This window comes from Sphingobium phenoxybenzoativorans (assembly GCF_001757355.1).
GTDB classification, from domain to species: Bacteria; Pseudomonadota; Alphaproteobacteria; order Sphingomonadales; family Sphingomonadaceae; genus Sphingobium; species Sphingobium phenoxybenzoativorans.
Genome location: NZ_MINO01000161.1, coordinates 1 through 2,408 on the forward strand (window position 1 = coordinate 1; position 2,408 = coordinate 2,408).

The following is a 2,408-nucleotide window of genomic DNA, read 5'->3' on the forward strand; positions in this document are numbered from 1 at the left end:
CGGGCGCTGCGCCGGACCATTATGGGCTGCGCGGCGGGGATGCGGCGCTGTTTGCGGGCTGGCTGCGCGCGGCGGGGCTGCGCCCGGTGCGCAAGGGCAGGGCGGGCGATTTTGTGCTGGTGCGCGCGGGACCGGCGCAGGCGCATATGATGGTCGCGGTGCCGGGCGGCCATGTCCACGCCCATGCCGGGCTGCGCCGCGTGGTGGAGATGCCGGGCGCATCCCCCTGGCCGGTCATCGGCCTGTGGCGGGCGGGGCGATGAGCCGTTCCGCGCCGCGCCGCAGCATCGCATTCGTTACGCGACGCCAAGGAGTTGGTTTATGCTTCCTTAAGCGGGGTCCGACTCGGCGCCGCGTTTAAGGAGACTGACGGCATGATTACCTTCATCATTGCCCTGGTTATGGGCGGAATTATCGGCTGGCTGGCCAGCAAGGTCATGAACACCGATGCGCAGCAAGGCATTTTCCTGAACGTGGTTGTCGGATGCGTCGGATCGATGCTGGGCGGGTGGCTGTTCAGCGTGTTTACCGGCGGGACCGAAAATCTGCGCGTCGCGCCGTTCAACCCGGTGACGCTGGCCGTGGCGTTCGGCGGCGCAATCGTGCTGCTGGGCATTGTGAATATGATCCGGCGGGGCCGGATCCGGTGAATTGCGCGGGGCGGGGGCGGTTTGGTGGCCGCTCCCGTCGTAGAATGGCGGCTCGTAGTTAGAAAGCTGCTTTCGGACGATGTTGGAAAGCGCCGTTTGTAAAGTTCACGGCCTGAATCTGCTGCGTGGGTATCACCACAATACTCTCAAAATACTGTCTCATTGTGGACATGATCTTCGGCAAGACATTCATGTCATGGCGGTGATACGGCACGCGATCTTCCCTGATGACACGGCGGCGGTTCTGGGTATCTGGCGTGAGTTTATCGCCAATTCGCCGGTAAATCTCGATTATCAGAACAATGATGCCGAGTTCGCCAAGTTGCCGGGTAAGTATGCGTCGCCAAAAGGATGCGTTCTGCTCGCGGATCAGGAAGGCGAAATTGAGGGCTGCGTTGCGATGCGCCAAGTCACGCCAGACATATGCGAGATGAAACGGCTATATGTTCGTCCTAGCGCTCAGGGACGTCATCTTGGCCGCATTCTTGCCGAACGCCTGATCGAAGAAGCCCGCGCTGCAGGCTACAGCGAAATGAGGCTGGATGTGCAGGCGAAGTTTATTCCCGCGCGCAGGCTTTATGAAACTCTTGGTTTTGTTGCGGCGGAGCCGATCTCGTTCAATCCTGTCCCCGGCGCGTCCTTTCTCGGTCTCCACCTGTAATCTATGCGATACCTGATCTCGGTTTCGTATCCGGCAAACTAACGCTCGCTTTCAGGCATCGCCTGTTCCTCAACACCGATCCTGATCGCCAGCCGGACGATCGCGCTTTCCGGGAGGCCAGCGGCCCTTCGGGGCAAGACTAGACATCCTCTAACCAGCTATTGTGCGCCGCTATGCGCCGCGCCGGTAGCTTGCCAGAAGCGTTTTGGCGGTTCGCAGATCAGGTTCGAAATCATGAAGCAACCTATCCGCTTCGCATCTGGCCATTATCGGACCGGAACATATTTCGTCATCAATCCTATCCCTTCTGACAAGTCCAGATCGAGATAGTGCGATTTCGGACCCAATGGTCCGTTGCAATCCTTTCCCACAGGGATGGGAGCGCGCGACCCAGCCGGCCGAAATCCAAACCGCATTAGATCCCGGCCGCCCGAGATCCCAGCATCCGCTGGGATGACGGTGTGTCGCGATCGACCTGATTATCCCCATATCCAAAAGGACCCCCATCATGGCCACTCTTGTCCTGACCGCAGTCGGCACGGCGATTGGCGGGCCGATCGGGGGTGCGCTGGGCGCGCTGATCGGGCGGGGGGTGGATCAGGCGGTGCTGTTCAAGCCCAAGGGGCGTGAGGGGCCGCGGCTGGCCGAGCTGCAGGTGCAGACGTCAAGCTATGGCAGCCAGGTGCCCAAGCTGTTCGGGCGGATGCGGGTGGCGGGCACCGTCATCTGGGCGACGGACCTGCGCGAGACCAAGCAGAAAAGCGGCGGCGGCAAGGGGCGGCCGAGCGTCACCACCTACAGCTATTCGGCGAGTTTCGCCGTGGCGCTGTCGGCGCGGGCGGCGCAGGGGATCGGGCGGATATGGGCCGACGGCAATCTGCTGCGCGGCGCGGCGGGCGATTTCAAGAGCGCGGTGGGGGCGTTCCGCTTTCATGCAGGGGGCGAGGATCAGGCGGTCGATCCGCTGATCGCCGCCGCGCAGGGGGCAGGCGTCACGCCCGCACATCGCGGCATGGCCTATGCAGTGTTCGAGGATCTGGCGCTGGCCGATTATGGCAACCGGATACCCTCGCTGACCTTCGAACTGATCGCCGATG

At 62.4% G+C, this 2,408-nt stretch carries 3 protein-coding genes and 1 pseudogene; all 4 read left to right on the forward strand.

Annotation, left to right across the window (positions count from 1 at the left end; genetic code table 11):
* On the forward strand, positions 1–263 hold a 263-nt coding region (locus tag BHQ40_RS24485; RefSeq protein WP_070158283.1), incomplete at its 5' end, for a hypothetical protein.
* A 111-nt stretch (positions 264–374) separates the two neighbouring features.
* Entirely contained in the window at positions 375–650 is a 276-nt protein-coding gene (locus tag BHQ40_RS24490; RefSeq protein WP_171905962.1) for a GlsB/YeaQ/YmgE family stress response membrane protein, read from the forward strand.
* Positions 651–729: 79 nt separating this feature from the next.
* On the forward strand, positions 730–1,311 hold the full coding sequence (locus tag BHQ40_RS24495) for a GNAT family N-acetyltransferase (protein ID WP_253183469.1): 582 nt from the start codon (positions 730–732) through the stop codon (positions 1,309–1,311).
* Between the two features lie 508 nt (positions 1,312–1,819).
* Positions 1,820–2,408: pseudogene (locus BHQ40_RS24500) on the forward strand (phage tail protein); the annotation flags it as partial.